Raw genomic sequence first — 26,349 nt, 5'->3', positions numbered from 1 at the left:
AACTACTTCAGTCCCGTCGTGGCCACGCCACGGATCAGGTACTTCTGGCCGGCCAGGAAGAAGCCGAAGATGGGACCGAGCGCGATGATCGACATGGCGAACATGGGTCCCCATTGCGAGTCGCTGCTGGCGTCCAGGAACGTGCGCAGCGCGACCGGGACAGTGAAGTTGTCCGGGTTGTTGAGGTAAAGGAGCTGGCTGAGGAAGTCGTTCCACGTCCAGATGAACGTGAAGATCGCGGTCGTGGCCAGCGCGGGCAGGCAGAGCGGCATGACCACCCTGAGGAAGATGCGCCAATAGCCAGCTCCGTCGATCTCGGCCGCCTCGTCCAGTTCCCTCGGCAGCGTACGGATGAACTGCACCATGAGGAAGACGAAGAACGCGTCCGTCGCCAGCACCTTGGGCATCACCAGCGGCCAGATCGTGTTGATCAGGTCAAGCTTCGAGAACATGATGTACTGCGGCACGATCACCACGTGGTGCGGCAGCATGATCGTGCCCAGCATGATGGCGAACCAGAACTTCTTCAGCGGGAAGTTCAGCCGGGCGAAGGCGTAGGCCGCCAGCGAGCAGGCCACCAGGTTCGCCACCACGGACAGCGCGGTGACGACCGCGGAGTTCCACAGGTAGTAGCCGAAGGGGTGCTTCAGCGCCGTCCAGCCCTCGGTGTAGTTCTCGAACGTGATCTGGCTGGGCCACAGCCCCGGCTCCCGGAAGATCAGCTCCTCTGGCTTGAGCGAGCTGGAGATCATCCAGAGCAGCGGATAGAGCATGACCAGGCCGAAGCCGATCAGCAGGATGTGCTTGACCACCGGCCCGCCCTTGAGGGGACGGAACAGCACCGGGACCGGCCTACTTGGTGTCGCCATAGAAGACCCAATACTTAGACGCGAGGAAGTTCACTCCGGTCAGGGCGGCGATGATGACCAGCAGGACCCACGCCATCGCCGCGGCGTAGCCCATGTCGTAGCTCTTGAACCCCTTCAGATAGAGGTAGAGCGTGTAGAAGAGGGTGGAGTCGGCCGGGCCGCCCTTGCCGTTGCTGACGATGAACGCCTGCGTGAACGACTGGAACGACTTGATGACCTCGAGCACGAGGTTGAAGAAGATGATCGGCGTCAGCAGCGGCAGCGTGATCGAGCGGAACTGGCGCAGGGTCCCGGCGCCGTCCACCGCCGCCGCCTCGTAGTAGCTGCTGGGGATCTGGCGCAACCCGGCGAGGAAGATGATCATCGGGGCGCCGAACGTCCACACGTGCAGGAGGATCAGCGTGCCCAGCGCGGTGTCCGGGTCGCCGACCCAGCCGGGCCCCTGGATCCCGAAGATCGACAGCACCGCGTTGACCAGGCCGTCGGCGCCGAAGACCTTGCGCCAGAGGATCGCGATCGCGACGCTGCCGCCCAGCAGCGAGGGCAGGTAGAAGATCGAGCGGTAGAACGACAGCCCGCGCAGCCCCCGGTCGAGCACCAGGGCCAGCGCCAGCGCGAAGGCCAGCTGCAGCGGGACCGACACGACCACGTAGATCGTGGTCACCTTCAGCGAGGACATGAACCTGTCGTCCTCGGTGAACATCCTGATGTAGTTGTCCAGCCCGACCCACTTGGCCTCCTTGAGGAGGCTGTAGTCGGTGAAGGACAGGTAGAGCGAGGCGACGATCGGGCCGACCGTGATGACAAGCAGGCCGACGAACCAGGGCGCCAGGAACAGGTAGGCGGCCCTGGCCTCGCGGCGGGCACGTAGGGAGCGGCGTCCGCCTCCACCGGCCTGCGTGGCCGGTTCGCGCGGGGCTCGGGTTTTCACCGCCACCGTGTCAGCCATGACGGAACTCATTCGTCATTCACGGACCTTCCGGCGAGATGTGAATGGATAGCGCTTTCCTATAGCTGGCGGGAAAGTTACGTCAACCCTTTGCAGACGTTACATAGCCGTTACCGATATATCGTTACCACGTTTGCCCAGCTAGAGAGCTTGCCCGGCCGAGAAGTCAGATGAATTCGCTGCGCAGTTAGTACAACCGTTTGCAGAAGGCCCGCTATCGTGGCGGAGCGGTGGAGTCCCTGATGACCAGGCGCGTCTCCAGCGACGTGGTGGCCGTCACCTCCTGGATGAGCAGGTCCACGGCGAGCCGGCCGGCCGCGGCGGTGGGCATGGCGACAGTGGTGAGCTTGGGGCGGTTCAGCCGTCCGGAGACGATGTCGTCGATCCCGACCACGCTGACGTCCCCCGGCACGCTCAACCCGAGGTCACCGAGCCCTTCGATGAGCCCGATGGCCACCAGGTCGTTGTAGGCGAGCACGCCGGTCGCCCCGGAGTCCCGCACCCGCCGCGCGACGGCGAGTCCACCGCGTTCGGTGGGCGCGTTGGGGCCGATGACGACCAGCTCGACGCCCTCCACCTGTTCGGCGGCCGTACGGATCTCCGCGCTGGTCCACGAGCCGGCCGGGCCCGTCACGAGCGCCACGCGGCGGTGCCCGAGCCCGGTCAGGTGCTCGACCGCCAGCCTGGCGCCGTGGCCGACGTCCATCAGCACCGTGGCGGCGCCGCGCAGCCGCCGGTTGATCACCACGAACGGCACCCGCGCGGCCAGCCGTTCCAGCGCCTTGTTGGAGGAGCGCGGGCTGCACAGCACCAGGCCGTCCACCTGCTTGGAGAACGCCTGCACCAGCTCCTCCTCGGTGGCCGCCTCCTCGTCGGTGTCGGCCACGAACAGGTGGTAGTCGCGCTGCCTGGCCGCCGAGTGGGCCGCCTTGATCAGCGGGGGGAAGAACGGATTGGCGATGTCGGCCACGATCAGGCCGAGGTTGTGGGTACGGCCGGTCGTGAGCGCCCTGGCCGCCCGGTTGGGGCGATATCCCAGCTCCTCGGCCACCGTGAGCACCCTGGTGCGAGTGGCCGCGTTCACCATGTGCGGCGCGGAGAACGTCCGCGACACGGTCGATACATGCACACCGGAAGCCCGGGCCACATCACGAATCGTCACTGTCACAGTCGCCCACCCTAACGCAACCGCTTGCAGAATCCCTGAGTACCATGAAAGCGCTTGCCGCCCCGTTGCATCGGGAAACCCCTGCTCGAGCACGGGGGGCGAAATCACCCCTTGACGACCTCGCCCTGAGGACACAAAGGTTTAGTGCAACTGTTTGCAGTCTTGAAGGAGCCCTCACGGTGAGCAGAGTCCTCGTCACCGGAAGCGCAGGACGCCTCGGCCGAAGCGTGGTCACCACGCTCGCGGCGGCCGGGCACGAGGTCATCGGCGTCGACAGAACGCCTGGCACGCCATCCGAGGCCGCGATGGCCTTACCGGCCGATCTCACGGACACGGGCGAGACCTTCGAGGTGATCGCCAGGTTCCGGCCCGAGACCGTGATCCATCTGGCCGCGATCGCGACCCCGTTCAGCCTCCCCGAATCGGTGATCTTCAAGGTCAACACCCAGCTCGCGTTCAACGTCTGCGAGGCGTCCGTGGCGCTGGGCGTGCGCGGCGTGGTGGTGGCCAGCAGCCCCACCGTGATCGGGTACGGCGCCCCGGGCGGCTGGGCCCCCACGTACCTGCCGATCGACGAGGATCATCCGGTGCGCCCGTGGAACGCCTACAACCTGTCCAAGGTCGTGGCCGAGCAGACCATGAAGGCGTTCGCGCTGGCCGGGACGACCAGGATGGCCGCGATCAGGCCGTGCTTCGTCATCCCGCCCGAGGAGTGGGCGGGCGCGCCCACCCAGTCGGGCCACACGGTGCGTGAGCGGCTCGACCGGCCGGAGCTGGGCGGGGTGTCGCTGTTCAACTACATCGACGCCCGCGACTGCGCCGACATGATCACGGTGCTGGCCGAGGCGCTGCCCGAGCTGCCCAACGGCGAGGTCTTCTTCGCCGGGGCCGGGGACGCGCTGGCCCGCAAGCCGCTCGCCGACCTGCTGCCCCAGGTCGTGCCCAGCACCGAACCGTTCGCCGCCGGTCTCACCGGCACCACCCCCGCCTTCTCGACCACCAAGGCAGAGCGCCTGCTCGGCTGGCAGCCCAAGCGGAGCTGGCGCACGGAAATGAAGGAAGCCGAATGAATCTGAGCGGTGTGCTGTTCTTCCCCGTGACCCCCTTCGACGCCGACGGCCGGCTCGCCGAGGAGGTGCTGGCCGAGCACATCCGGCAGGGCATGGAGCACGGTCCCGGCGGTGTGTTCGTGGCGTGCGGCACCGGCGAGTTCTCCGCGCTGTCGGAGGCCGAGCACGCGCGGGCGGTGCGGGTGGCGGCCGAGGTCGTGGGCGGGCGGGTGCCGGTGTTCGCGGGCGCGGGCGGCCCGCTCGGCACGGCGCTGAACCAGGCGCGGGCCGCCCGCGAGGCGGGCGCCGACGGGCTGCTGCTCATGCCGCCGTACCTGGCTCAGGGGCCCGGGCACGGCTTCGCCTCCTACGTGGCGGCGGTGGCCGCGGAGCTGCCGGTGATCGTCTACCAGCGGGGCTCCGTGGTGCTGGAGCCGGAGGCCGTGGTGGAGCTGGCCGGGATCCCCGGGGTGATCGGGCTGAAGGACGGCCTCGGCGACATCGACCGGATGCAGCGGACCGTGCTGGCGGTGCGGGAGGCGTACCCGGACTTCCTGTTCTTCAACGGGCTGCCGACGGCCGAGCTGACCATGCCCGCCTACCGGGGCATCGGCGTGGAGCTGTACTCCAGCGCGGTGTTCGCGTTCGCGCCGGAGATCGCGCTGGCCTATCTGAACGGTGACGAGCGGCTGCTCACCGGGTTCTACGCCCCGCTCGTACGGCTGCGCGGCAAGGTCCCCGGCTACCCGGTCGCCCTGGTCAAGGCCGGGGTACGGCTGCGCGGCCTGGACGTGGGCGCCGTCCGCCCGCCGCTGGTCGAGCCGACCGACGAGCACCTGGCGGAGCTGGAGGCGCTGATCAAGACGGGGCTGGAGCTGGCCGCGTCATGACGATCGCCGACCTGCGTACCTCGCTGCGGACGGCTCCGCTGCCGCGGCCCTGGGGCGCGGACGTGCCGGCCAACCACGTGGTCGTGTGCGAGGTCACGCTGAAGGACGGGCGGACCGGCACCGGGTTCTCGTGGACGCCGCAGATCGGGGCGCACGCCGTACAGGCGCTGCTCGACCACGACCTGCGCGAGGCGCTGATCGGGCTGCCCGCGCACCCCGAGGTGGTCTGGGACCGGCTGTGGCGGCACCTTCGCGAGGCGGGTCCGGGCGGGATCACCACGATCGCGCTGGCCGGGATCGACCTGGCGCTGTGGGACCTGCGCTGCGGCGACGGCGGCCTGGCCGACGTGCTGGGCCGGCGACGCGACGAGGTCCCGGTCTACGGCAGCGGCGTCAACCTGCACTACCCGCTGGAGGAGCTGGTGGAGCAGGCGCGGCGCTGGGTGGCGGCCGGGTACCGGGGCGTCAAGATCAAGGTGGGCCGGCCCGACCTGGCGGAGGACGTGGCCAGGGTGGCCGCCGTTCGCGAGGTGATCGGGCCCGACCGGCTGCTGATGATCGACGCCAACCAGCGGTGGGACCTGCACCGGGCCAGGCGGGCTCTTTCCGCGTTGCGGGAGTTCGGGCTGCACTGGATCGAGGAGCCGCTGCCCGCCGACGACGTGGCGGCGCACGTGGAGCTGCGGCGCTCCATCGACGTGCCGGTGGCGGTCGGGGAGAACGTCTACACCACCTACGGCTTCCGCGACCTGCTCGCGGCCGGGGCGTGCGACGTCGTCCAGCCGAACGTGGTGCGGGTCGGCGGGATCACGCCGTTCCTGCGGATCGTGGAGCTGGCCAGGACGTACGACGTGCCGGTCTATCCGCATCTGCTGAGCGAGGTATCCGGGCAGCTCGCGCTGACCCTGCCGCTGCCGGTCATGGCGGAGGACGTGGAGGACGCGTCGTTCGCGACGCTCGGGCTGCTGGAGGAGCCGTACCCGGTGCAGATTTCCGACGGGGTCCTGCGGGCGGGCGCGCACGCGGGGCTCGGACTGAGGTGGTCGCGATGAAGGTGGTACTCGCTGGTGCGCACGGCCATGGGCGGCACCATCTGGGCAATCTGCGCAGGCTGTCCAACCAGGGGCTGATCGAGCTGGCCGGGATCTGCGACGTGGTGCCCGTCGAGGTGGACTTCGGCTCGCCGCTGCAGTCGCCCGACCTGGGCGAGCTCCTCGCGAAGACCGGCGCGGACATCACGGTCATCTGCACGCCGATCCACACGCACGCCGACCTCGCGGTGACCGCGCTGCACGCGGGATCCAACGTGCTGCTGGAGAAGCCGCCCGCGGCGAGCCCCTCCGCGCACGCCCGGATCGCCGCGGCCGTGGCGGAGACGGGGCTGGCCTGCCAGGTCGGCTTCCAGTCGCTGGGCTCGGCGGCGGTCCCCGCCCTGCGCCAACTGATCGCCGACGGCACCATCGGGCGCGTGCGCGGCATCGGCGGCGCGGGCGCCTGGGAGCGGCCCTCGACCTACTTCACCAGGTCGGCCTGGTCGGGCAAGCGCCGGCTCGACGGAGTGGACGTGGTGGACGGCGCGCTGACGAACCCGTTCGCGCACGCCGTCGCGACCGCCCTCGCCCTGGTGGACGGCCCCGTCGCGGAGATCGAGACCGAGCTCTACCACGCCCATCCGATCGAGTCGGACGACACGTCCTGCCTGCGGATCCGCTTCGACGACGGCTTCGTGATCACGATCGCGGTGACGCTCTGCGCGAGCGGCCGGAGCGAGCCGTACCTGGTCGTGCACGGCGACGCGGGCCGCGCCACGCTCGTCTACACGCAGGACCAGCTCAAGGTCGAGCTGCCGGACGGCACGGTCACGACGACCGTGTACGAGCGCACCGACCTGCTGGAGAACCTCATCGACCATCTCCGCACGGGCGCCGACCTGATGGTGCCGCTGTCCGCCACGGAGACGTTCACGCAGGTGCTGGACGCGGTGCGGCTGGCTCCCGAGCCGCTGCCGATCCCGGAGCGGTACCAGGAGGTCGAGCGGGACGCCGACTCGGGCGAGGTCACGCACCGGTTCCTGCCGGGCGTCGCCGACCTGACGGCCCGCAGCGCCGAGACGCTGTCGCTCTACTCCGAGCTGGACGTCCCCTGGACCCGGGTGGAGCTGCTGGCCTCCGGGCGGGAGGTGGCCTCGTACGAGCTGCGGCCCGATCTGCCGGTCACCGACTCGCCCCGGCCGTATCTCCACGGGGTGCGGACGCTGGGCGGCGTCGAGGTCACCGAGGTGCGTCCCGAGGACCACGTGCACCACCTCGGGGTCGGGGTGGCGATCTCCGACCTGGGCGGGGTGAACTTCTGGGGCGGCCGCACGTACGTCAAGGACCAGGGGCCCGCCTGGCTGGGCGATCACGGGACGCAGCGGCACCTGTCGTTCTCCCGGCTCGACGACGCCGGCTTCGTCGAGCACCTGGAGTGGGCGGGGCCCGGCGGGCGGCTGATGGCGCGCGAGGAGCGGACCGTCACGGCCCGGCCGTTCGGGGACTTCTGGGCGCTGGACTTCGCGTTCACGCTCACCAACCTCACCGGCGCGCCGCTGGAGATCCAGAGCTCGGCCACCAAGGGCCGCGTGGGCGCGGGGTACGGCGGCTTCTTCTGGCGCGCCCCCGGCACCTCCACCGCCCGGATCGCCCTGCCCGGGGACGAGGAGGCCGTGCACGGCAGCCGCGACCCCTGGGTCGCCCTGTCCGGCACCACGCCGGAGGGGCGGGACTGGACGCTCGTCTTCGTGCAGTCGGACGGCGACCCGTGGTTCGTGCGGGTCGAGCACTATCCGGGAGTGGGACAGGCGCTGGCCTGGGACCGGCCGCTCGTCGTCGAGGACACGCTGACCAGGCGGGTCGTGACGGCGGTGGTGGACGGCAGGCTCGACGCCGCCGCCGCGTCCGCGCTGGAGGAGACGGTACGCGAAGCGACACCGGCCCTTCGGTAAGCCCTCACTCGGCGTTTCCTGGCGGTTACGCGACCGGTGGCTAGGGTGCGGGATCTGTGAACTCACCCGTCACCCTCGACGCCCGGTCCGTGACCGCCAGGGACCCGTTCTTCGACAACGCCAAATACCTGGCCATCGTGCTCGTGGTGTGCGGTCACCTCATCGAGGACCAGCGGGATCACCCCATCGCCCACGCGCTCTACTTCTACGTCTACGTCTTCCACATGCCGCTGTTCATCGTGCTGAGCGGCTATCTGTCGCGCCGGTTCACGTTCTCGGCGGGGAAGGCGCGCAAGCTCATCTCCACGCTGGCGGTGCCGTATCTGATCTTCGAGGTGGCGTACTCGTTGCCGCGGTTGATCCTGTACGGGAAGTTCGAGCTGAGCCTGCTGGACCCGTACTACCTGACCTGGTTCCTGCTGTCGCTGTTCCTGTGGCGGCTGTCGACGCCGGTGTGGCAGCAGCTGAGATGGCCGCTGGCGGTCGCGGTCGTGCTGTCATTGCTGACCGGGATGAGCGCGCTGCCCGACGAGCTGGCCATGAACCGGACGTTCGGCCTGCTGCCGTTCTACGTGCTCGGGCTGATGCTCAAGCCGGAGCACTTCGCGTGGCTGCGCAGGCCGTACATGCGGCTGGCCGGCTTCTTGACGCTCGGCCTGGGGCTGGCCGCGGCGCTGCTCGTGCACGAACAGGTGCCGACGGAGTGGATCAGATGGCGGCTGCCCAACCCGGCGCTGCACGTGGACGACCTCACCGGCACGGCCGTCCGGCTGGGACTGCTGGTGGCCGGGGCGGTGCTGGTGGCGGCGTTCCTGGCGGTGACCCCGGCGCGGCACACGTGGTTCAGCGGGCTGGGCGCGGCCACCATGTACGCGTACCTGCTGCACGGATTCGTGGTCAAGGTCGCCGAGCGGTTCGAGCTGGGCGTGCCGCTGTCGATCCTGCTCGGCGTGGCCGCCGCCACGCTGCTCTGCACGCCGCCGGTCCGCACGCTCTTCCACTGGGCCGTGGAGCCGCGCATGTCCTGGGCCTTCACGCCGCTCCGCCGGCCGTGACACGGTGTCGGGTATGGCCATCGACTTCACCCTCGCTCCCGAGCACGAGGAGATCCGCAAGCGGGTCCGCGCCTTCATCCAGGGGACCGTCATTCCCGCCATGGAGGAGGTGAAGGAGGCCGACCGGGACGCCTACCTCCGTACGATCTTCCGGCTCCGCTCCCAGGCCAAGGCCGAGGGGCTGTGGCTGCCCCACATGCCGAAGGAGTGGGGCGGCATGGGGCTGGGCCACGTCGAGCTGGCCATGGTGCAGTCGGAGGCGGCCAAGACCCGCGTCGGGCCGTGGGTGCTCAACTGCATGGCCCCGGACGAGGGCAACATGCACACCCTCCTGCACTGGGCGACGGACGAGCAGAAGGAGAAGTACCTGCGGCCGCTGCTGGAGGGCACGCAGATGTCCTGCTTCGCCATGACCGAGCCGGAGGTGGCGGGCTCCGACCCCACCCTGATCCGCACCACGGCCGTCCGGGACGGGGACGAGTGGCTGATCAACGGCCACAAATGGTTCATCTCCAACGCGCGCCGGGCCAACTTCGCGATCCTCATCGCGCGGACGGAGCCGGACGTGCCGGAGGGCTCGCGCGGCGCCAACACCGCCTTCCTCGTCGACCTGCCCGACCCGGGCTGGAACGACGTACGCGAGGTCGAGACGATGCACGGCTCCACGGGCCACAGCGAGATCGCCATCACCGATCTCCGCGTGCCCGACAGCCAGATCCTGGGCGGTCGCGGCAACGGCCATCGCCTCGGCCAGTACCGCCTGGGCCCGGCCCGGCTCGCCCACTGCATGCGCTGGATCTCCCAGGCGGAGACGGCCCTCGACATGATGGTCGAGCGCGCGCTCAACCGCTACAGCCACGGCTCGCTGCTGGCCGAGAAGCAGGGCATCCAGTGGATGATCGCCGACTCGGCCATGGAGCTGTACCAGTGCAAGCTGATGGTCCTGCACGCCGCATCCAAGATCGACAAGGGTGAGGACTTCCGTACGGAGGTGTCGATGGCCAAGCACTTCGTGGCCAACAGCCTCAACCGGATCGTGGACCGGGCGATCCAGGTGCACGGGGCGCTCGGCTACTCGACGGACACGCCGCTGGCCGCCATGTTCCAGCACGCCCGCTGGGCCCGCTTCGCCGACGGCGCCGACGAGATCCACCAGATGCGCATCGCCGAACGCACCATAGCCGCCTACCAGGCCACCGGCTCCACCAGCTCGGCCACCGGCGGCCTCCCCCTGTGACGACAACGCGGGCCGTCTCCCGCGACCACGGCCTCAGACGGCCACCCGGGAACCGCGGCCTCAGACGGCCACCCGGAGACCGCGGCCCCGTACGGTCGTCACGCGGGGGCCGCGGCCTCAGACGGCCGTCACGCGGGGAGCCGGCATCGGCACGATCTCCCGCTCGTAGTAGGCCCGGAAGTCCTCCCCGGCCGCGAACAGCTTGTCGAGCTCGCCCCGGCACGCCGCGATGACATCAGGGTCGTCGATCCTCCTGGCGCCGCTGTGGGTGCCGGAGGCGTCGTACGTCACCTCGTACATGACGGACGACCCCAGCACGACGAGCTCGGGCAGGAGCCGGTCGATCTCGAGGTCGGACACCTCCCCCGCGTCGAGCACCCGCACCTGCTCGGCCACCTCCACCCGCAGCGCCAGCACGTGCATCTCCCACTGCAGGTACGGCGTGACGGGTTGCTCGACGATCCGGATCCGCCGGCAGGGGTAGGCCCCGCCCCGGCCCTCGGCACCCGTGTCGTCGACCAGCTTGAGCGAGCGCTCCCAGTCGCCGTCCATCATCGCCAGCCAGCTCGGCTCCCCGGCCTCGAAGCGCTGAATACGCTGGAGCTTCCAGAACACGTCATCAATGTTCCGGAAATTCGGCCAAAAATCGTCAAGATATCCGTCCGCACTTAGCAAGACGCCCGATATCTCGTGAATGCGCTCAAGCATATGACGACCGTACCCATCCGATTCACGGCACGAACCCGTGACCAGCGGCTACGCTGGCCGGGATGCTCACACAATTGATCGTCCTGCGCGGCAACTCCGGCTCGGGCAAGACGAGCGTGGCCCGAGCCCTCCGCAAGGCGTACGGCAAGCGCGGCCTCGCGGTGGTGAGCCAGGACGTGCTGCGCCGCGACATCCTCCGCGAACTCGACGTCCCGGACGGCGTCAACATCGGCCTCATCGACACCGTGACCCGCTACGCGCTCGACCACGGCCACCACGTCGTCCTCGAAGGCATCCTCACGGCCAGCCGGTATGCCCCGATGCTCCAGTCCCTGCGCGACGACTTCCCCGGCCGCAGCCGCTTCTTCTACCTCGACATCCCCTTCGAGGAAACGCTGCGCCGCCACGCCACCCGCCCGCAGAGCGCGGAGTTCGGCCCGGACGTGATGCGCGAGTGGTACATCGAGCGGGATCTGCTGCCGGGGGCTTATGAAACCGTCATCGATCAGAACAGCTCGCTCGAGAAAACGGTGCGACGGCTGCTATCCGAAACATTCGAATGCACAGAAATCCGCAATTACCATAAATCCACCCGAACCCCGGCAAATTACCTCACCCAAGGAGACGGCGTGCCTAGCCTCTGAGGCGGGCATAGGCGGCGGGTGGCATCCCGACCGCGGCGGTGAAGTCGCGGGTCAAATGAGCCTGGTCCGTATAGCCGAGTTCGACGGCCAACGTCGCGAGGTCGAGCCCTTCGTAGACCCGCTCCGCGGCCTCGTGCAGCCGGAAGCGGCGGATCACCCACTTGGGACCGATGCCCACATAGTCCCGGAACAGCCGCTGCAGCGAGCGCACCGACCGCCCCGATCTGGCGGCCAGCTCATCGACCCTGGTCACGGACACCTCGTTCTCGGCCATCGCCACCAGCGCCGCGACCTCTTCGGCCAGCGGATCCCGCTCCGGCCCCAGACCCAGCAGGAACCTCTCGACGTGCCCGATGGCGGCCCGGGCATCGGACTCGGCCAGGACCTGCTCGACCAGCGAGGCGCCCGCCGCGCCGTACATCTCGCCGATCTCCACGAAGCGGTCGGTCAACTGCGACACCGGACCGCCGAGGAACGGCCGGAAGCCGCCCGGGCGGAAGCGGGTGCCGAGCACGCGGCCGCTGCCCCGCATCGTGTAGGAGAACCCGCCCTTGATCACGCCCGCGAACTGATGGAAGTCCTTGGTGATCGTCAGGTTCACGGTGGGGTGCGAGACGATGCGCTGTTCGTACGGCTCGTCCAGGTCGGTCCACGTGACGACCCAGAAGTGCTCCACAAACGGCGCAATTTCCGCTGATGGCGCCTGCCTGAAGAAATCGAACGCGTCGAGCCCCGCGTACGGGTTGACCCAGCCGCGCTGTCGCGTTTCTACAAGCCGCGCCTGGGGCGGACGGGGCATCATGGCTGCCATGGACGACATGATGCCGCTGATGACGCGCGCCACCGAACGGACCGCGGGATTGGTCCGCGCGGTGCGGCCGGAGCAGCTCGGTTCCTCGACGCCCTGCGCGAAGTTCGACGTCAAGGACCTGATCAACCATCTCGAGTGGGTGGCGGACCTGTTCGAGTCGCTGGGCTGCCAGGGGGAGAGAATCGAGCAGGAACCGTACGCGGGCGACTTCCCCGAGCGAGCGGAGCGCACACTGGCCGCCTGGGCGCGCCCCGAGGCATGGGAGGGCACCAGCCCCGCCATGGGCCTGCCGATGGCCACGCTGGCCCACATGTATCTCGTCGACATGGTCGTACACGGCTGGGACCTGGCCATAGCCACCGGCCAGGACTACCAGCCGGACCCCGAGGCCGTCACCCGGGCATTCCACTTCACCGACCAGATGGCCGAGATGGGCAGGCAACGCGGCGCCTTCGGCCCACCGGTGGAAGTGCCGGACCACGCCCCGCAATTCGACCGCCTCCTCGGCATCATCGGCCGAGACCCGGCCTGGACCCCGTAACCCGTTCACCGCTGAATGCCGAGGCCGCTGCTCCTCCCCCCAGCGTGCGCTCCCCGAGGCGTCACCCACCGGCCGCCCCGCGCGGCCGCCTGACCCCAGCACCCTGCCGAGCCCCTGGACACCAGCCGCTGCGCGCCCGATTCGGGGCGATGGACGAGATAGCGCTGCAGCACCGGGTGCCAGCGGTTGGCAGGCAGGTGCCGGAGCGCCGCGACCGCCAGGCAGTACTTGCTCACGGTGACCGGTCGCACCCCCAGCCCTCGCAGGACCTTGTCCACCAGCGCCTTACCGTCGGCGGACTTCGACTCCAGCAGCACCAGGTCGCGGCGCGCCGGTGCGCTGGACCGGCCGTCGTGGCAGAGCAGGCCCGTGTCGCAGGTGAGTCTGGCCGCGCCCGAGGGGTCGATGAAGGTCACCCGCTTGTAGTCGGTGGACAGCACCGGTCCCAGCGTCTCCGGGGCGATCAGGCGTAGCTCGGTGAGAAGGGTGTCGCGCACGAAGTCGAGGGCCTCCCGGGTGAGGGTGCGGCCCGACGCGTCGTCGTATGGGATGCGGTGCTTGTCGGTGCTGCCACGGGTGCCGTTGAGCTTGAGCTCCAGCCACCGCCCGCCACCGTCCAGGTAGGTGCGGGTGCGCAGCTTGAACCTGCGCCGCCGATCCTGCCGGTGCTGGTGGAAGGTGAGCAGGTCAGGCGTGTCGAAGTAGGTCGACGTGTAGCGGAACTGACGTCTTGCCCCGATGCGCAGCACGGCGAACCGGTCGCCCAGTTCGGCCGCGAGTGCCGCCATGGTGGCGGCCGTCACGATGTATTTGCGATCGACCCGGCTCATCAGCTCCGGCACGTCCTCGAGCCCGATCGGCGCCACCTCGGCCGCGACCCCGGCCAGCAGCACATCCGCATCCAACTCACGCATCACCGCACCTCCACCACCTTGTGCATGACTCCGTCCGCCGGCCCGGGGGCTCAGCGGACGCCGGCCCGTTGCGAAGGGGCCACGTAGCGGACGTCGACCACCGTTATGTCGCGGACGTAGTCGATCTGGGTGACCACGTAGTGGAGGACGTGTGCCCGCAGGCGGCTCTCCAGGTCGACCCGGAGCAGGTCAGGGTCGGAGTGGACGACGTCCAGGGTGATGACCTGGTGGCGGGTGCGGCCGAGCAGGGACGGGTGGTCGGCGACGTACATCACCGCCAGCAGCACGCCGTCCAGCAGGAGGGCGGTCAGCGTCCAGGCCCCCGCGATGCCGTTGACCAGGCCCAGCACGATGGCGATGAAGTAGTAGGCGATCTCCTGCTGGGTGATCTCGCTGGAGCGCAGGCGGATGATCGACAGCACGCCGAACAGGCCGAAGCCGACGGCGACGTCGACGCGCTGGACGAGCAGGAGTGAGACCACCGCGAAGATGCCCACGTTGAGTGCCACGTAGGCGAAGAGCAGGTCGCGCCGGTGATGTCGCCGGTAGTAGAGGCCGTAGGCCAGGACGACGATCGACGCGAGATCCATTACCAGTCCGGCTGTCACGGCGCTCCCTCCGTTGTGCTGCTGACAACAGCTTGTCGGGGCGGGGTGAGGCGAGGGTGAGGTGATGATTAGGCGGCTCTCATGCGGTAGCCGGTGCCGCGGACGGTCTCGATGCGGTCGGGGCCGATCTTGCGGCGTAGGTAGCGGACGTAGACGTCCACCACGTTGGAGCCGGGGTCGAAGTCGAAGCCCCACACGTGGCTGAGGAGCTGCTCGCGCGTCAGGACCTGGTCGGGGTGGCGGCAGAAGATCTCCGCCAGCGCGAACTCCCTCGTGGACAGGTCCACCGCCCGATCCCTGACGTATGCCCGTCTCGTACGCAGATCCAGCGACAGATCCGACACCCGCAGCACGGTTACCTCCGGCGTGCGGTCGGCGCGCAGGCGCAGCCGCAGCCGCACCCGCGCCAGGAGCTCCTCGAAGGCGAAGGGCTTGGCGATGTAGTCGTCCGCGCCGCCCTCCAGCCCCGCCACGGTGTCGCTCACGCTGTCGCGGGCGGTCAGGATGATCACCGGCATGGTCACCATGGACTGCCGCAGCCTCCGCAACACCGTGAACCCGTCGCTCAACGGCAGCCCGATGTCCAGGATCAGCAGGTCGAACCCGCCCGCGCAGGCCAGGTCGTAGGCCGCGACCCCGTCCGCGACCGCGGCGGTCACGAAGCCGTTGGCCCGCAGCCCCTTCTCCACGAACGACGCGATCCTGGCCTCGTCCTCGGCGATCAGTATCCGGTTCATCCCAGTCTCCAGAGCTCCCACAGCGGGATGGACATGACGAAACGGGCTCCGCCGCCCGGGGCCTCCGTCACCTTGACGTTGCCGCCGTGGGCCTCGGCGATCGATCTGACGATGGCCAGGCCCAGACCGGCGCCTTCGTACGTCACGGTGCGGCCCGCGCCGCGCACGAAACGTCCGAAGATCCGCTCGCGCTCCGCGGGCGCCACCCCGGGGCCGCTGTCGCGTACCCACAGCTCGACCCATCCGTCGCGGACGGCGGAGCCGACGGCGATCAGGTCGTCGTCGGTGGTGTGGCGGACGGCGTTGGCCACGAGTTGCATGAGCGCCTGCGTGAGCCGCTGGCGGTCGGCGGGCACGCGGGCCTCGGCCACCTCGTCGACCCGCCAGCGCCGGTTGCCGAGCGCGCGGGCCTTGGCGACGACGCTGACCGTGAGGTCGGCCACCTCGACGTCGTGCATGTCGAGAAAGCCCGGCTGCTCCGCCCTGGCGAGGGTGAGGAGGTCTTCGACGATGCGGTTCATCCGGTCGAGCTCGTCGGTGACCAGGGCGAGCGTCTCCGCACGGTCGCGCGGATCGTAGCCCATGAGCTCCAGGTGGCCGCGGATGACGGTGATCGGTGTACGCAGCTCGTGGCCGGCGTCGTCCATGAAGTGCCGCTGCACGACGAAGGCGTTCTCGAGCCGGTCGAGCATGTGGTTGAACGTCGCGGCCAGCGCGGCCACGTCGTCGTCGCCCGGCACGTCGAGCCTGCGCGTGAGATCGGTGGAGTCGCTGATCTGCTCGGCCGTCTGGCTGATCAGCCGGACCGGAGCCAGCACCCGCCCCGCCACGAACCATCCGGCCGCCCCCGCTAACGCCAGCGCCGCCAGCGCGGACAGCCCGAGCACCCGCACCGCGTCCACGATCTCGTCGCGGTGGCGATCGTAGAGGATCGCCACGACGAAGTGGCCCGGTCGGGGGTCGGCCTTCACCGTCACGGGGATCACCGCGTAATGGACCGTTCCTTTCGAGCTGTCGATCTCCCCGCAATCGGGCCCGGTGGCCGTGGCCAGCCGCGCGACCAGCGCGTCATCGGTGTCGAGGCGTACGGGTGGCGGGATCGCGGTGATCTTGTGGGCCTTGCCGTCGACGATGCTGAAGAACGTCTCCCATCTGTCGGGCGCGTTGAGCGCCAGGTATCCCGTGAGCAGCTCTCCCACGTCGGTGATCGTGCGACCGCTCTCCGGGTCGCGTGCCGTCGCGGCGTACCGGCGCAGCTTCTCCGCCTCGTTGCTGAGCTCGAGGTTCGTACGGTCGTCGAGGCGAGCCAGCAGGATGGTCCAGGTCGCGAAGATCGAGACCGCGAGGGCGAGGCCGACGACGGCGAGCATCCAGCCCACGATCCGGGCACGGGCGCTCACCCGCATTCGATCACCCGGTCAATCGTCGGCGTCATCGTCGTCTCCACCGCCACCGTCGTCGTCATCGTCACCGCCACCCGGTCTCGGCGCCGGCGGTCTGACCGGCTCGGCCGTGGTCTGGCGAGGGGTGGGCGGCACGACGCTCTCACGCGCCGCGGCCTCGTCGCCGTCGCGCGACCCGGTGCTCCTGGTGGGCCTCGGGCCGGTGCTCGTGGCGGCCTTCGGCTTGGCACTCGTGGTGGGCTTCGGTTTCGCACCCGTGGTGGGCTGTGGTCTGGCACCGGCAGCGGGCTGGGGCCCGGCGTCGGCGGCGGGCCGGCGTCCGCTGTCGGCGGCAGGCTGGGATCCGCTGTCGGCGGCGGGCTGGGATCCACTGTCGGCGGCGGGCCGGCGTCCGGCGTCGGCGGCGGGCTGTGATGCCGTGCCCGTGCCGGGCGGTGGTGTCGCGCCCGAGGTGGGCTCCGGTTTCGTGCCGGGGGTGAGCCCTGGTCTCGCGCCCGGGGTGAGGTCCGGTTCGGCGCTCGGGGTCGGCGGGCTGGAGCCCGGCCCGGGGGCGCCGCTTCCGGCGGGGGCCGACATGCCTGCCTCGCCCGGCGCGGGCGTGTGTGACACCACGACGGCCTCGCCCAGATCGGGCTCGCTGTCGGCCGCGCGCACCAGCCCCACCAACATGAACCCCGCCATCGCCGCGGCCAAGGCGAAGAGGACCAACGTTCCCCGATGCTTCATGACCTTGACCTTGACGCCCTTCGAGGAGACCACGCTGAAGCCCAGATGAGAAACCTCTCATCTGATCACGCCGAGCCGCAGTAGAATCGCGTTCTAATTACTGGGCTTCGCCGCCCAAACCGCCTGTTCTCGGGCGGGGGTTCCCAACGGGAGGTGGGTTCGCCGCTTCTGCCTGCGGAGTCGGGTTTCTGCCGAAGCGGCCACAGGCGGTCAAGATGCGCAAGGGCGAGTCGTTCCCGGGACGGGCGGACGCGCTCGGAACCGGAAGGAGTGCAGATGCGGGTACGGGACAAGGTCGTCGTCGTCACGGGTGCCGCCAGTGGAATCGGGAGGGCGATGGCGCTCAGGTTCGCCGCCGAAGGAGCGGCCGGAGTCGTCGTCGCGGACCTCGACGAGGCCGGGGCGATCGCGGTGGCCGAGGAGATCGGTGACCGCGCCACCGCAGTACGCGTGGACGTTTCCTCGGAGCCGGAGGTGGCCGCCCTGGCCGAGACCCCGTTCGGGCCGGTGGACCTGTTCTGCTCCAACGCCGGCATCATCGGCGGCCACGGCCTGGACGCCCCCGACCAGGAGTGGAGCCGCCTGTACGCGGTGAACGTGCTGGCCCACGTGTACGCCGCCCGCGCCGTCGTACCCACCATGGTCGCCCGAGGCGGCGGCTATCTGCTGAACACCTGCTCCGCCGCGGGCCTGATCAGCTGCCCCGGCGACGCCCCGTACGCGGTGACGAAGGCGGCGGCGATCGCGTTCGCCGAGTGGCTGTCCATCCACTACGCCTCCCAGGGCGTCAAGGTCAGCGTCCTGTGCCCGCAGGGCGTGCGTACCGGCATGCTGGAGCAGGGCCTGGAGGAAGACCATCTGACGGCGAGGGCCGTGGCCGCCTCGGGCACCATCCTCGACCCGTCGGACGTGGCCACCGCGGTCGTCGAGGGCCTGGAAGCCGAGCGCTTCCACATCTTCCCGCACCCGGAGGTGGCCGAGTTCGTCCACCGCAAGGCCGAGAACCCTGACCGGTGGCTGGCCGGAATGTCGCGCTTCGTGGACTCCCTGACCTCGACTCCCTGACGTCGGATTCCCGACTTAGAGTTGCGGGTGTGAGCGGAGACTTAGTCCCGCAGCCGCCCGAGTCGCGGATGTCGGACGCCGATCGCGAACGGGTCGCCGCCCGGCTGCGGTCGGCGGTCGGCGACGGGCGGCTGACGTTGGAGGAGTTCGAGCAGCGGCTGAGCGGGGTGCTCGGAGCTCGCACGTTCGGCGAGGCCGCGCCGTACGTCGAAGACCTCCCCGGAGCTCCCCTGGCCGCGCGGGCGCCGGAGCGCACCGAGCTGCGCAGCGTGGCGGCCTCCCTGAAGCGGCGCGGGCGCTGGGTGGTGCCCCGGGTGTTGCGGGCGTCCGCCAAGGCGGGGTCGGTGAAGCTGGACTTCACCGACGCCGTCATCCCCCATCAGGTCGTGGAGATCGAGCTGGACGTGTACGCGGGCTCCACCACGCTCGTCCTGCCGCCCGGCGCCACCGTGGACATCGACGACGTCGAGCTGGTCGCGAGCCCCGCCCGGGTGAAGGGGGTGCGGGCGTCACCCGTCCCGGCAGGTGAGCGGCATTTCGTGGTACGGGGCAAGCAGTGGGCCGGCCGGCTGCTCGTCCGGCGGCAGCGCAGGTTCTGGCGTTGGCGGTGGTGAGGGCGCCGACGGCCATCGTCCGAGCCGTCAGGCGACGCCGAGCAGGATCTTCAGCAGGTCGTCCGGCGCGTCGCGCAGGAGGTTGTGCGCACTGTCCAACGCGTGGGTCGTCCACGAGGGGTCGCGGCGCAGCCGCTCGTAGACGGGGGTGAACGGCGACTCCCCCTCCCACCCCGCCGCGTACACGTACTCCCTGCGACGCACGTGCGCGAGGTCTCCGGTGGGCCGTAGCGGCTGGAGCAGCGAGGCGAGCGGATGGGCCGTGGCGCGCGGGTCGAAGAACGGCAGCGGCCGGGTCGCGTAGCCGCTGTCCACCACGTCCACGTACCAGCCCCGCTCCTGCTCGGTGACGAGGCTCCAGCAGGAGTCCCCGTGCCCCGGGACGACGGCGTCGAGGTAGACCAGGTCACGCACCCGCTCGGGCGCGCGGTCGGCGGCCCCGGTGATCACCATCCCGCCGTAGCTGTGGCCGACCAGGATCGCTTCGGTGATGTTCTCGGCGGCCAGGACGGCGGTCACGTCCTGGATGTGCGTGTCGAGGTTCACCCCGCCGGTCAGCAGGTGGCTGCGCTCGGCGACGCCGGTCAGGGTCAGCGGGTACGCGCGATGCCCTCGGCTCCGCAGTTGCTCGGCGAGCTCGTCGAAGTACCAGCCGCCATGACACATACCGGGAATCAAGACAAATGTCGCCATAAGTCTGGATCCTAACAGAGATCGAACCTATCGGTTCTATCTCGTCGGGTCGAGGACGAGCTTGCCGACGGTCCGGCGGGCCACGCAGGTCCGCGTGCGCGCACCGTACCTCCGGCATCGGACGGTCGCCGCCGTGGACCACGCGCAGCTCACCCGCCACGACCTGCCCGGACATCTCCAGGTACGCCTTGCCGAGGCTCCGGGTAGGCGAGGGCGTTCATCAGCCAGAAGCCGCTGACCGTGGCCGAACGGCGCTGCAGGTCGCGCGGCGACACCGGACCGGGTCGTCGCTGCCGGCGAGCGCCTCTCGCAGGCGGCGCTGCTTGGAGGTCCAGGTGCCGACGAAGAAGTCGAAGGTGTTGGTGTTCATGGGCAGAAGCTAAGGACGGCTCGTGACACCTACTGTCAGTGATGCCGGCGAGAGTCACGGGGAGAGCCGCGACTCCGAGATACCCGCGGAGAAGGTGACCGGCGCTTTGAGTAAGGGGGTACTCATGCGATCCCAGCCGGAGGAGCCGATTCTGGAGCTACATGAGGGATCTGCGGCGTACTCCAGGGGGATCCATGGCGCCATCGCGGTCACGCGTGCTCATCATGGCCGGAATCCTCGGCCTCGTGGCGGTCCTCGGGATCGCCTGGCTGGCGGGCGTCGCCACGGGCAACGGCGCGGAGCCGCTGGCCGGAACCGGGACGAACGCCCCTGCGGACGCCCCGGACGGCTCGGCGGACGCGCCCGACGCTGACGGCTCGACGGATGCGCCCGACGACGACGGCTCGGCGACCGGCGTGCCCGGCGACTCGACCGGCCAGGGCAAGGACGCCGACGGCGGGCAGCCGACCGGCGACAGGTCCACGCCGCCGCCGGGAACGCGCAACAACCGCCGCAGCGTCCACTGGAACGGCGTGCACCTCGACGGCTCCCCCGGCGACGACGGTTGCGTCACCATCATCAACAAGACCTCCACCGTCGGGACGATCGAGTCCGTCTCCTTCACCGTGCAGTCGGGCCCCGGCCGCGCCACCGCCCGATCGGCCCCCGGCCACTGCGACCCCACCGGCGACCCCTTGTGCCAGGGGGTTCTGCTGAGGGCCGGTTCCCAGTGCCTCGCGGGGGCGATCATCACGGGTGACGCCTCCGACCGCCCGTACGTCATCCAGGCGGTGGTCCGCTTCCGGTACCTGTGCGTCAACGTCGAGGACGCGCCCTGCGACGAGGTCCGCGACTGGGGCGGCCCGCCGCCGACGGCGGAGGCGCCGGTGGAGGTGAGCGGGCAGACCTCCAACAACGTCCCGCGGTTCGACTACTACATCGGCGACTCGGGCACCTCCCCTGAGGAGTCCCCGACGCCGTCGCCGGACGACGACACCGGCCCCTCCACCGACGACTCGGGCAGCTCTCAGGGGGATTCGGACTCTGGATCGCAGGAGGACTCGGACCCCGGATCGCAGGACGACGAGCCGGACCCGTCGGATGACGGCACGACTGCGGCTCCGGAGGGAGAGTGACCACCACGCACGAGCCCGCGAGCGACACCGCAACCAGGCGGGACGCGCCGGGCGCCCAGAGGACGGCGCCCAAGCGAGAGACGGCGGGCGCGCAGGAGGCAGCGGGCGCGCAGGAAACGAAAACCGGGCAGGAGACGAAAACCGGGCAGGAAACGGAAACCGCGCAGGAGACGCCGACCGGGCAGGAGAGCGCATCCGGGCAGGAGGAGACGGCGACCGGGCAGGAGGAGGCGGCCGGCGGGCAGGAGGCGGTCTCGGCGCGGGTGAGGCAGCTCGCCGAAGCCATAGGCCCCACCACGCTGGCGACCGCGCTGCTGATCTACTTCGGCTACGTGGCGACCCGCGCCCGCTTCGACTACTTCGGCATATCCCTCGACATGACGGGCCTGTCCAACCAGAGCCTGCTCCTCGACGGCCTCGAAGTCGTGTACGTCCCGGCCGCCCTGATCTGCCTCGGCGCCCTGCTGGTCATCTGCGTCCACGCCGCCGTCTCCCGGCAGCTCGCCCGCCGCCCCGGCGACCTGGTCAACACCTTCCTGGCCGCCGGCATCACGCTCGTCGGCCTGCTCCTGGTCGGCCGCGCCGTGATCGGCATCTTCCTCGAGGACGCCAGCACCAGCGTCGTCATCGGCACGACGCCGCTCGCGCTGGCGTCCGGCCCGGCCACCGTGGCGTACGGGATCCACGTCCACGGCAAGAACCGCGGCCGCCCGCTCATGTCACCCCGCCTGGCCAGGAACGGCGTGGTGAGCGTGCTGGGCCTGGCCGTCGCCGGCCTGTTCTGGGCCTCGACCACAGTCGCGTGGGCCTACGGCACCGGCCGGGGCGAGCAGGACGCGCGCGAACTGCCCAAACGCGCCGAGGTCATCCTCGACGTGAAGGAGCCGCTGCAGGACGTACCTGTCGGCATCACCCACATCCGGCTGAAGACCACCGGCAAGGACCCGAGCTTCGCGCACCGCTACCGCGGCTTCCGGCTCCTCCTCGCCTCCGGCGGCCGGCTGTTCCTGGTCAACCCGGAGTGGAAGCTCGGCCGCGACCAGACGATCGTGGTCCCGTACGACAACGGCATCCGCGTCCAGCTCATCTCCCAACCGTGACCAGCGCGCCGGCGGTCTACCCCTCGGGGATGCCGGACTCGGCGCGGTCGGCGTCGATCAGATCGCCGAGCAAGGTGACCACGGCCGCGGCGACGTCCCGCAGGGTGCCTTCAGGGGCCGCCGACTCTGTCTCGAATGCCCGCCGGACGGTCCGCGCGAGCAGGTCCGCCTGCTGTTCCCTGCCGTCCGAGGCGCCTCCGGCCCGCAGGAACCCCTCGAACGTCGCCTGGTAGGCGTACCCGAGCTCTTCGACGCTCATGTCGTCACGCAGCAGGCCGTGCCCGGCGAGCAGCCCCAGGTAGTCGCGGGCCATGGCGCCGTGGCGCTCGTCGCGGGCGGGGTCGGGCGAGCTGGTCAGCTTGCCGACCAGGTCGGGGTCGGCCAGGAGGAAGCTGAGCAGCAGCGGCCGGTCCGCGATGGCCAGGAAGTAGGTACGCGCGAACCTGTGCAGCAGACATGCCCCCGGGTCCTCCCGGAGCGCCTGCCGCAGCTCGTCCATCGCCCGGAGCACCTCACGCGCGAAGACCGCGCTGAACAGCTGCTCCCGGGTCTTCCAGTGCAGGTAGACGGTCCCCTTGCCGATGCCGGCCCCGGCGGCCACGTCGTCGATGGTCACCCGCCGGTAGCCGTGGCGCAGCAGCAGGTCCGCCGCCACGTCGAGGATCCGTGCGGCCCGCTCGGCTCGTTGCCGCGGGTCTCGGAGTCGTTCGGCACTCACACGCAGACCATATGACCAAATGCGAAATCTGGTCAACTCACTAACTGGCGATTGACTAACTTTCGAATCTCGTCATATGGTCACGTCGAACCACGGCAACCCAAGGAGTGAGTCATGAAGGCCAACCCGACAGTCCTGATCTCCGGAGCCGGCATCGGCGGCACCACGCTGGCGTACTGGCTGGCGCGGCACGGCTTCCGGCCCACCATCGTCGAACGCGCCGCGGGCCTGCGCTCCAGCGGCAACCCCGTGGACGTCCGCGGCCCCGCCGTGAATGTGGCCGACCGCATGGGCGTGATGCCACGACTGCGCCAGGCGGCCACGCAAGTGACGGCGATGAGCTTCGTCAACGCCTCCGGCCGCCAGGTCGGGCGGGTCAACATGCGGGCGCTGCAGCAGGCGTCCGGCAGCCGGGAGGTGGAGGTGACGCGTACCGATCTGGCGGCGATCCTGTACGAGGCGAGCCGCGACTCGGCCGAGGTGCTGTTCGGCGACACGATGACCGCGCTGAGCCAGGACGGCGACGGCGTGGACGTCACCTTCGACAAGGCCGCGCCGCGCCGGTTCGACCTCGTCATCGGAGCCGACGGGCTCCACTCGATGACCCGGCGGCTGGCCTTCGGCTCCGAGTCCGAGTTCGTCCGCCACATGGGGCTCTACGTCGCGACGATGCAGCTCGACGGCCCGGCCGACAACCAGCAGGACGTCGTCCTGCACAACGCCCCCGGCCGGCTGGCCTCCGTCCACCCCGTCCACGGCCGTGCCCTGGCGGCCTTCATCTTCCGTCACCCGGAGGTGCGGGGCTTCAACCACCGCGACCTCGCGCAGCACAAGCGGATCCTGACCGACGCCTACGCCGGCGACGGATGGCGCGTGCCCGAGCTGCTGGAGCAGGCCCGCGCCACCGACGACCTCTGGTTCGACTCCGTCAGCCAGGTGCGCCTCGACTCCTGGGCCAAGGGGCGCGTCGCGCTGCTGGGCGACGCCGCCTCGTCGGTGTCACTGTTCGGCGACGGTTCCACCCTGGCCATGGCCGGCGCCCACACCCTCGCCGAGGAACTCGCCGCCACCCCCGCCGACCCGCAGTCGGCCTTCGCGCGGTACGAGGCCCAGCACCGCACCCTGGTGAACCCGCGTCAGGGGAACGTCGCGACGGCCGCGGCCATGATGGTCCCCGCCACCCGCGCCGGGATCGTCGCGCGCAACCTGGCGAGCCGGTTCTGGCCGGCCGCGGCCGCCGCCTCATGGGTCCGCAACCGGCTCACCCCGTCCCGCAAGCTCACCCCCGTGGCCGTCTGACCGCGACGGCACCTGCGGCGACATCCGTCACGGGCGAGTTCCCCGCGCTCCACCCCGCGCTCCACCCTTCGGAGGTGCCGCTCCACCCCGCCCCGTCCCTACCGTCCCAGGTATGGACAAGCACTCTGGACAGCCGGGCAGCCTCTGGCTCGAACTGCTGCGCCGGCTCCTGGACGCCAACGGGGGAAAGATGAACGGAAAGTTCCTGCTCGCGATCGTCGTCGTGGCACTGCTGGTGGTCGTCGGATTCGTGGCCTTCCGGCTTATCTTGGTGGACATGATTCTGACCTTGAAGGACTCGCGCTAGGCGATGCGAGAGGTGTGGGCGCGGGTCGTACGGCTCCTGGCGGCCGACGACCCCGAGACGGGCCGCCTGGTCAGGCTGCTGCTGAGCCTGGTCCTCGCCTGGTCGCTCGTGGTCGCCGAGCCGGATCGCTTCCCCGCGCTGATGTGGTCTGCGCTCGGCGTGTCGATGGCGTGCTGGCTGGCCTTCGTCCTGCTCGACGGCCGGTTCCCGCGCGTGGCCGTGGCTCTGCTGGCGGCGGGTTCGGCGGTCGCGGCGTCGGTGTCGGGGTCGGCCGAGTCGGCGCCCACGGTGTTCGTGTTCGCGATGTTGCTGCTGTTCGCGGCGCACATGACGCCGAGCATGGGCGCGATCGTCGCGGTCACCGTGACCGACCTGGCGCTCATGGCCGGCAGCCTGCTGTGGTGGGAGCAGCCGCGATCGGCGATCGTGGTCCGCGGGACGGTCGTGATGCTCACCGTCCTCTTCGCGTTGCAGCGGCGCCAGTACCGGCAGGCCCAGCACGATCGTGCCAGGGCCATGGCGCTCGACGAGCGGACCCGCATCGCCAGGGAGCTCCACGACGTGCTCGCGCACTCCCTCGGCGCCCTGGGGGTGCAGCTGGAGGTGGCCGAGGCCATGCTCACCGAGCGGGGCGACGTGGCGGGGGCGGTGGCGCGCGTCCGCAGAGCGCGGGCGCTGGCCAGGGAAGGGCTGGTCGAGGCCCGCTCGGCGGTGGCGGCGCTGCGCGAGGACGTGCCGCCGCTGCCCGACGCGCTGAGCCTGCTGGTCACCGAGCACCGCAGGGACCACGACGTGCCCGCCGAGCTGCGTACGACCGGCACGCGGCGGCCGATCACCCCGGCGGCGGAGGTCTGCCTGCTGCGTACGGCACGCGAGGCGCTGACCAACGCCGCCAAGCACGCGCCGGGCGAGCCGGTCACGGTCGAGATCGGCTACGGTGAGGGCGCCGTCCGGCTGATGGTGCGCAATCCGTACGCGGCCGCGGGCGCGGCGCCGTCATCCGGGCACGGTCTGCAGGGCATGCGCGAGCGGCTGGCGCTCGCGGGCGGGACCCTGAACGCGGGACCGTCGGAGGGCCTGTGGGAGGTACGGGCGGAGGTGCCGGAGTGAAGGTCCTGGTCGTGGACGACCAGCAGCTCATGCGCGAGGGCCTGGTGGCGCTGCTGGACCTGGTCGACGACGTGGACGTGGTGGGCGACGCCGGGGACGGCGAGCAGGCCCTGCGCCTGGTGGCCGAGTTGCGCCCCGACGTGGTGCTCATGGACCTGCGCATGCCCGTGATGGACGGTGTCGAGGCCACCCGGCGGATCGCCCGCGAGCATCCGGAGGTGGCCGTCGTGGTGCTGACGACGTACGACGACGACCGGTCCGTGGACTCCGCCCTGCTGGCCGGGGCCTGCGGCTACCTCACCAAGGACGCCGGGCGCGCGCAGATCGCCGCCGCCCTGCGCTCGGCCGCCGCCGGGCAGTCGACGTTCTCGGCCGCGGTGTCCCGCCGGCTGGTCGAGGCGCTGTCCCGCGCCGCGCCGCCGCCGGTCTCGGTGTGTCCCGACGGGCTGACCGTACGGGAAGTCGAGGTGCTGAGGCTCGTCGCCGGGGGTCTGAGCAACGCGGAGATCGGCTCGGCGCTCTTCATCGCGGAGACGACCGTCAAGACGCACATCAACAACGCCTTCGCCAAGATCGGCGTCCGCAACCGCACGGAGGCCGCCGCGTACGCGCGCGACAACCTGCTGTAGCGCCTCCGCCTGGGCC

At 70.4% G+C, this 26,349-nt stretch carries 29 protein-coding genes; 17 read left to right on the top strand and 12 right to left on the bottom strand.

Features of this window, described 5'->3' with window-relative positions; genetic code table 11:
* Positions 1 to 2: 2 nt before the first annotated feature.
* The 3 genes from ACIBI9_RS14650 to ACIBI9_RS14640 form a co-directional block, all read right to left on the bottom strand.
* On the bottom strand, positions 3 to 869 hold the full coding sequence (locus tag ACIBI9_RS14650; RefSeq protein ID WP_397222512.1) for a carbohydrate ABC transporter permease: 867 nt from the start codon (positions 867 to 869) through the stop codon (positions 3 to 5).
* On the bottom strand, positions 853 to 1,818 hold the full coding sequence (locus ACIBI9_RS14645) for a carbohydrate ABC transporter permease (RefSeq protein ID WP_397222511.1): 966 nt from the start codon (positions 1,816 to 1,818) through the stop codon (positions 853 to 855). Before ACIBI9_RS14645 ends, ACIBI9_RS14650 begins: the two co-directional genes overlap by 17 nt.
* Positions 1,819 to 2,032: 214 nt before the next feature.
* A complete protein-coding gene (locus ACIBI9_RS14640) occupies positions 2,033 to 2,986 on the bottom strand; it encodes a LacI family DNA-binding transcriptional regulator (RefSeq protein WP_397222510.1) in 954 nt (317 codons plus the stop codon).
* Between the two features lie 179 nt (positions 2,987 to 3,165).
* On the opposite strand from ACIBI9_RS14640, the gene ACIBI9_RS14635 reads away from it, so the two are divergent.
* Genes ACIBI9_RS14635 through ACIBI9_RS14610 form a run of 6 tightly spaced genes read left to right on the top strand, consistent with a single transcriptional unit; the run spans position 3,166 to position 10,200 of the window.
* Positions 3,166 to 4,056, top strand: a complete 891-nt coding sequence (locus ACIBI9_RS14635; protein WP_397222509.1) for an NAD-dependent epimerase/dehydratase family protein — start codon at positions 3,166 to 3,168, stop codon at positions 4,054 to 4,056.
* Positions 4,053 to 4,925, top strand: coding sequence for a 5-dehydro-4-deoxyglucarate dehydratase (locus ACIBI9_RS14630; RefSeq protein ID WP_397222507.1), 873 nt, complete (start codon positions 4,053 to 4,055; stop codon positions 4,923 to 4,925). Before ACIBI9_RS14635 ends, ACIBI9_RS14630 begins: the two co-directional genes overlap by 4 nt.
* Positions 4,922 to 5,977: a mandelate racemase/muconate lactonizing enzyme family protein gene (locus tag ACIBI9_RS14625; RefSeq protein ID WP_397222506.1), complete on the top strand. Its 1,056-nt coding sequence runs from the start codon at positions 4,922 to 4,924 to the stop codon at positions 5,975 to 5,977. The genes ACIBI9_RS14630 and ACIBI9_RS14625 overlap by 4 nt, the downstream gene beginning before the upstream one ends.
* Positions 5,974 to 7,908, top strand: a complete 1,935-nt coding sequence (locus ACIBI9_RS14620; protein WP_397222505.1) for a DUF6807 family protein — start codon at positions 5,974 to 5,976, stop codon at positions 7,906 to 7,908. Before ACIBI9_RS14625 ends, ACIBI9_RS14620 begins: the two co-directional genes overlap by 4 nt.
* Before the next feature lie 56 nt (positions 7,909 to 7,964).
* Positions 7,965 to 8,963, top strand: a complete 999-nt coding sequence (locus ACIBI9_RS14615) for an acyltransferase family protein (RefSeq protein WP_397222504.1) — start codon at positions 7,965 to 7,967, stop codon at positions 8,961 to 8,963.
* A 13-nt stretch (positions 8,964 to 8,976) separates the two neighbouring features.
* Complete coding sequence (locus tag ACIBI9_RS14610) at positions 8,977 to 10,200, top strand: acyl-CoA dehydrogenase family protein (RefSeq protein ID WP_397222503.1); 1,224 nt, start codon at positions 8,977 to 8,979, stop codon at positions 10,198 to 10,200.
* Between the two features lie 117 nt (positions 10,201 to 10,317).
* On the opposite strand, the gene ACIBI9_RS14605 is transcribed toward ACIBI9_RS14610, so the two are convergent.
* Positions 10,318 to 10,908, bottom strand: a complete 591-nt coding sequence (locus ACIBI9_RS14605) for a DUF6879 family protein (protein ID WP_397222502.1) — start codon at positions 10,906 to 10,908, stop codon at positions 10,318 to 10,320.
* Positions 10,909 to 10,970: 62 nt separating this feature from the next.
* Here ACIBI9_RS14605 and ACIBI9_RS14600 point away from each other — a divergent pair, with 62 nt between their 5' ends.
* Positions 10,971 to 11,552 carry a kinase gene (locus ACIBI9_RS14600; protein WP_397222501.1) on the top strand — a complete coding sequence of 194 codons (582 nt, stop codon included), beginning with the start codon at positions 10,971 to 10,973 and terminating at the stop codon, positions 11,550 to 11,552.
* Here ACIBI9_RS14600 and ACIBI9_RS14595 read toward each other — a convergent pair.
* Entirely contained in the window at positions 11,542 to 12,363 is an 822-nt protein-coding gene (locus ACIBI9_RS14595; RefSeq protein ID WP_397222500.1) for a DUF6597 domain-containing transcriptional factor, read from the bottom strand. The genes ACIBI9_RS14600 and ACIBI9_RS14595 overlap by 11 nt on opposite strands.
* Between ACIBI9_RS14595 and ACIBI9_RS14590 the strand changes: the two genes are divergently transcribed.
* Positions 12,362 to 12,904, top strand: a complete 543-nt coding sequence (locus ACIBI9_RS14590) for a TIGR03086 family metal-binding protein (protein WP_397222499.1) — start codon at positions 12,362 to 12,364, stop codon at positions 12,902 to 12,904. The two genes, ACIBI9_RS14595 and ACIBI9_RS14590, sit on opposite strands and share 2 nt — an antisense overlap.
* Before the next feature lie 5 nt (positions 12,905 to 12,909).
* Here ACIBI9_RS14590 and ACIBI9_RS14585 read toward each other — a convergent pair whose 3' ends face one another.
* From ACIBI9_RS14585 to ACIBI9_RS14570, 4 genes are all read right to left on the bottom strand, one after another.
* Positions 12,910 to 13,818 (bottom strand): polyphosphate polymerase domain-containing protein, encoded by a 909-nt coding sequence (locus tag ACIBI9_RS14585; RefSeq protein ID WP_397222498.1) that lies wholly within the window; start codon positions 13,816 to 13,818, stop codon positions 12,910 to 12,912.
* 50 nt (positions 13,819 to 13,868) lie between these two features.
* Positions 13,869 to 14,426, bottom strand: coding sequence for a DUF4956 domain-containing protein (locus tag ACIBI9_RS14580; RefSeq protein ID WP_397222497.1), 558 nt, complete (start codon positions 14,424 to 14,426; stop codon positions 13,869 to 13,871).
* 68 nt (positions 14,427 to 14,494) lie between these two features.
* Entirely contained in the window at positions 14,495 to 15,163 is a 669-nt protein-coding gene (locus ACIBI9_RS14575; RefSeq protein ID WP_397222496.1) for a response regulator transcription factor, read from the bottom strand.
* Positions 15,160 to 16,563, bottom strand: coding sequence for a sensor histidine kinase (locus ACIBI9_RS14570; protein ID WP_397222495.1), 1,404 nt, complete (start codon positions 16,561 to 16,563; stop codon positions 15,160 to 15,162). The genes ACIBI9_RS14575 and ACIBI9_RS14570 overlap by 4 nt, the downstream gene beginning before the upstream one ends.
* A gap of 112 nt (positions 16,564 to 16,675) precedes the next feature.
* Between ACIBI9_RS14570 and ACIBI9_RS14565 the strand changes: the two genes are divergently transcribed.
* The 3 genes from ACIBI9_RS14565 (at position 16,676) to ACIBI9_RS14555 (ending at position 18,971) form a co-directional block, all read left to right on the top strand.
* Positions 16,676 to 17,341, top strand: a complete 666-nt coding sequence (locus ACIBI9_RS14565) for a hypothetical protein (protein WP_397222493.1) — start codon at positions 16,676 to 16,678, stop codon at positions 17,339 to 17,341.
* A gap of 227 nt (positions 17,342 to 17,568) precedes the next feature.
* Positions 17,569 to 18,357, top strand: a complete 789-nt coding sequence (locus ACIBI9_RS14560; protein WP_397222492.1) for an SDR family oxidoreductase — start codon at positions 17,569 to 17,571, stop codon at positions 18,355 to 18,357.
* A 29-nt stretch (positions 18,358 to 18,386) separates the two neighbouring features.
* Positions 18,387 to 18,971, top strand: a complete 585-nt coding sequence (locus tag ACIBI9_RS14555; protein WP_397222490.1) for a DUF1707 domain-containing protein — start codon at positions 18,387 to 18,389, stop codon at positions 18,969 to 18,971.
* Positions 18,972 to 18,998: 27 nt separating this feature from the next.
* Here the strand turns inward: ACIBI9_RS14555 and ACIBI9_RS14550 are convergent, their stop codons facing one another.
* Positions 18,999 to 19,664: an alpha/beta fold hydrolase gene (locus ACIBI9_RS14550; RefSeq protein WP_397222489.1), complete on the bottom strand. Its 666-nt coding sequence runs from the start codon at positions 19,662 to 19,664 to the stop codon at positions 18,999 to 19,001.
* Positions 19,665 to 19,884: 220 nt separating this feature from the next.
* A complete protein-coding gene (locus tag ACIBI9_RS14545) occupies positions 19,885 to 20,034 on the bottom strand; it encodes a hypothetical protein (RefSeq protein ID WP_397222487.1) in 150 nt (49 codons plus the stop codon).
* Between the two features lie 194 nt (positions 20,035 to 20,228).
* Between ACIBI9_RS14545 and ACIBI9_RS14540 the strand changes: the two genes are divergently transcribed.
* Positions 20,229 to 21,170: a hypothetical protein gene (locus ACIBI9_RS14540; RefSeq protein ID WP_397222485.1), complete on the top strand. Its 942-nt coding sequence runs from the start codon at positions 20,229 to 20,231 to the stop codon at positions 21,168 to 21,170.
* Complete coding sequence (locus tag ACIBI9_RS14535; RefSeq protein ID WP_397222483.1) at positions 21,167 to 22,270, top strand: hypothetical protein; 1,104 nt, start codon at positions 21,167 to 21,169, stop codon at positions 22,268 to 22,270. Before ACIBI9_RS14540 ends, ACIBI9_RS14535 begins: the two co-directional genes overlap by 4 nt.
* Before the next feature lie 16 nt (positions 22,271 to 22,286).
* On the opposite strand, the gene ACIBI9_RS14530 is transcribed toward ACIBI9_RS14535, so the two are convergent.
* Positions 22,287 to 22,988 carry a TetR/AcrR family transcriptional regulator gene (locus ACIBI9_RS14530; RefSeq protein WP_397222481.1) on the bottom strand — a complete coding sequence of 234 codons (702 nt, stop codon included), beginning with the start codon at positions 22,986 to 22,988 and terminating at the stop codon, positions 22,287 to 22,289.
* A gap of 114 nt (positions 22,989 to 23,102) precedes the next feature.
* Here ACIBI9_RS14530 and ACIBI9_RS14525 point away from each other — a divergent pair, with 114 nt between their 5' ends.
* The 4 genes from ACIBI9_RS14525 (at position 23,103) to ACIBI9_RS14510 (ending at position 26,333) form a co-directional block, all read left to right on the top strand.
* The gene (locus ACIBI9_RS14525; protein WP_397222480.1) at positions 23,103 to 24,287 is read left to right on the top strand and encodes an FAD-dependent monooxygenase; all 1,185 of its coding nucleotides are present in this window, start codon (positions 23,103 to 23,105) and stop codon (positions 24,285 to 24,287) included.
* A 112-nt stretch (positions 24,288 to 24,399) separates the two neighbouring features.
* Entirely contained in the window at positions 24,400 to 24,594 is a 195-nt protein-coding gene (locus ACIBI9_RS14520) for a hypothetical protein (protein WP_397222477.1), read from the top strand.
* 3 nt (positions 24,595 to 24,597) lie between these two features.
* On the top strand, positions 24,598 to 25,704 hold the full coding sequence (locus ACIBI9_RS14515; RefSeq protein ID WP_397222475.1) for a sensor histidine kinase: 1,107 nt from the start codon (positions 24,598 to 24,600) through the stop codon (positions 25,702 to 25,704).
* On the top strand, positions 25,701 to 26,333 hold the full coding sequence (locus tag ACIBI9_RS14510) for a response regulator (RefSeq protein ID WP_397222474.1): 633 nt from the start codon (positions 25,701 to 25,703) through the stop codon (positions 26,331 to 26,333). Before ACIBI9_RS14515 ends, ACIBI9_RS14510 begins: the two co-directional genes overlap by 4 nt.
* The last annotated feature ends 16 nt before the right edge of the window (positions 26,334 to 26,349 follow it).

This window comes from Nonomuraea sp. NPDC050451 (assembly GCF_044458585.1).
Note: the sequence above shows the minus strand (reverse complement) of the source record. Positions and strands in the feature narration are given on the sequence as shown.